This window comes from Candidatus Bathyarchaeota archaeon, from assembly GCA_029882535.1.
GTDB lineage: Archaea > Thermoproteota > Bathyarchaeia > Bathyarchaeales > SOJC01 > JAOUKM01.
The window spans coordinates 1-2,556 of the sequence record JAOUKM010000071.1; the positions used below are offsets into that span (position 1 = coordinate 1).

Sequence of the window (2,556 nt, forward strand, 5' to 3'; positions counted from 1 at the left end):
CCCAGCTTATTATGCACTGCATGCAACAGCTCACATGGCAAAGTATGGAACAACCGAAGACGATCTGGCATTAGTCAGCGTGAAAAATCACAAGTATGCTAATATGAATCCTGTAGCCCACTTCCACCGTGAGATAACAGTTAAAGACGCGTTAGAGTCGCCAGTTATAGCTTGGCCCCTCAAATTGTACGATTGTTGTCCAGTGACTGACGGGGCCGCTGCAATTGTCTTAGCTTCGGAGGAAAAGGTCAAAGAGCTGAAGATCGACACACCAGTCTGGATTGAAGGCGTAGGGTCATCATCTGGTACAGCGAATTTGACAAACAGAGAAAGTTACGTGGGCCTTACAGCCGCTGTCCTTGCATCAAGGCGAGCCCTCAAGGATGCTAAAGTTAGCCCAAGCGACATTGAAGTTGCCACTGTCCACGATTGTTTCACGATCGCCGAGATAATGGCCTACGAAGATATAGGCTTTTGTAAGAAAGGTGAAGGAGCAAAGCTGATCCGCGAAGGGCAGACCGAAATAGGAGGCAAAATACCTGTTAACGTAGATGGGGGCCTAAAGGCTAAGGGGCATCCAATCGGGGCAACTGGATGTTCAATGATATACGAATTGACAAAGCAACTCCGAGAAGAAACAAAATCGAGACAGAGACAAGCTCCTCTAAAAAATTATATCGCTCTCGCCCACAATGTCGGAGGAACTGGTCACTACTGCTACGTGACCATACTGAGGAGGTGATTGCGTGGCAAAAGCTCCTCTTCCCACATTAAAGTCGAAGCCGCTGACCTTAACATACTACATACCTACAAGCAAAACCCAAAAATTCTGGGATGGAATTAAGGAAGGAAAAATCTACACAACCAGATGCAAGAAGTGTGAAAAGCTAAATTTTCCGCCAGTTGCAGATTGTCCTGCCTGCCTGTCATCTGACATGGAATGGGTTGAGTTAGGTGGCGAGGGTGAAATCGAAACCTTCACACACATCGCTGTCAAACCTGCAACATTTCAGTCATACGATGACTATACCATCGCAATCGCAAGGCTAAAAGAGGGCGTTAGAGTGCTTGCTTGGCTGAGCGGTGCCACGTTGATAGAGACTAAGGTTGGAATGAAGGTTAAGTTGGTGGCTAAAACTACGTCTGAAGGCGTGCTTACATACGAATTTGTGCCCATCCAAAGATAAAGAACACTACCCTACGACATTTGGCAGTTGACTACTGTAAATCAAGAAGTTCTATGGCATTTAGGCCAAGAATCTTTTCCTTTTCTATCTCTGTCAGATAACGAGACTCTTTCACATCATCAACCATCATCTTTATACTTACTCCTTGCACAGCTGGATAATCGGAACCGAAAAGAACGCGATCCATGCCAACGGTCTTTCTAATCTTTTGAACAAAATTCTCACGAGTAACGACATATGTGACTGCTGCTACATCAAACCACACGTTCTCGTGATTTCTTCCCAATTCCAAGGCCTCATCCATCCAGATTCCCGGCATTCTGCTACTATAGCAACCCATATGAGCTACTATCACCTTCACTCCGTCAAAATCCTCGACTATTGACTCCAGATACATTGGATTTGCATCTTGAGAAAAATGAGGCTCTTCCCACACATAAGGATCACATCCAGTATGATACATAACAATCTTCTCTTTTCTCTCGCAAAACTCAAACACTCTCTCCACCTTTTTGCGAGCCTCCACGGGATTAAAGAATTGAAGTGTAGGAATGAGCTTTATTCCCTTCAAGTTGAGTCTATCTATCTCCTTTATCTTCTCCTCCACATATGCTTGGCTTTTAGACAAATCAATTGATCCAAAGCCAACAAATCTATCAGGATACTTTTTTACTATGCTTGCCACTGTATCGTTTTCTGTTCTCGCTACTTCAAGAAAAGTTCTTAATTCCTCCATGACTTTTTTTGCGTCCCAGAAATACATATCTAGGAGACGATTGGAAATCATCTCCTTTACGTGTGGCCTATCAAGATTATTGGGATCCACATCCAACGCCAATAGAACTCCGATCTCTACTCCTGCATTCTTCAACTCGGTCAATACGTGGTCCTCAGTTAGTAGTGGAAAGGGATGAATGTGCACATCTACAATTCGTTGGGACATTTGGGCAAACCGTCCTTTTGCACTTTTTTTTGTTCGCATGTAAGTTTTAGGATAAGCCCTTACTTCAAGATCTTGTAGTCGAGTGACGCTTGAAACTGTATTCGTGCAAAACAGCCAAGGCTTTTACGCATCTTTCAATAGACGGATAAACAGCGATTCCTATCTCTTCTAACTCCTTAGTCCATAAGTCCACCATATCTTTGGAGCCTAGTATGTGAAATGCGATGGGCTTGCTGGGGTCTTTTTCTCTAACCTCTAAAATCGCCTTTTGGATATCAAACGCAAAAAGGGGAGATGTTGGCAAAACACCTACAACACAGTCAACATTTTCATCTTCTAGGACCGCTCCTAAGGAGATTTTTAGACACTCCTCTGGTCCCACCGATTCAAATAGCATCTCGGTGTCCATAGGGTTCTTAACTTTAA

At 43.9% G+C, this 2,556-nt stretch carries 4 protein-coding genes; 2 read left to right on the plus strand and 2 right to left on the minus strand.

From position 1 onward, the window contains the following. Together OEX01_09575 and OEX01_09580 are read left to right on the plus strand one after the other, a co-directional pair. Positions 1 to 742, plus strand: a 742-nt coding sequence (locus OEX01_09575; GenBank protein ID MDH5449232.1) for a thiolase domain-containing protein, incomplete at its 5' end; no start/stop codon positions are given. A 4-nt stretch (positions 743 to 746) separates the two neighbouring features. Beyond that, entirely contained in the window at positions 747 to 1,187 is a 441-nt protein-coding gene (locus OEX01_09580; GenBank protein MDH5449233.1) for a Zn-ribbon domain-containing OB-fold protein, read from the plus strand. Positions 1,188 to 1,218: 31 nt separating this feature from the next. Here the strand turns inward: OEX01_09580 and OEX01_09585 are convergent, their stop codons facing one another. Next, a complete protein-coding gene (locus OEX01_09585; protein MDH5449234.1) occupies positions 1,219 to 2,169 on the minus strand; it encodes an amidohydrolase family protein in 951 nt (316 codons plus the stop codon). A 25-nt stretch (positions 2,170 to 2,194) separates the two neighbouring features. Beyond that, positions 2,195 to 2,556, minus strand: a 362-nt coding sequence (locus tag OEX01_09590) for a hypothetical protein (GenBank protein ID MDH5449235.1), incomplete at its 5' end; no start/stop codon positions are given.

Bases quoted from the DNA above. Each gene is read 5' to 3' on its own strand.
- OEX01_09585 (MDH5449234.1), bottom strand. From the start codon at position 2,169: ATGCGAACAAAAAAAAGTGCAAAAGGACGGTTTGCCCAAATGTCCCAA.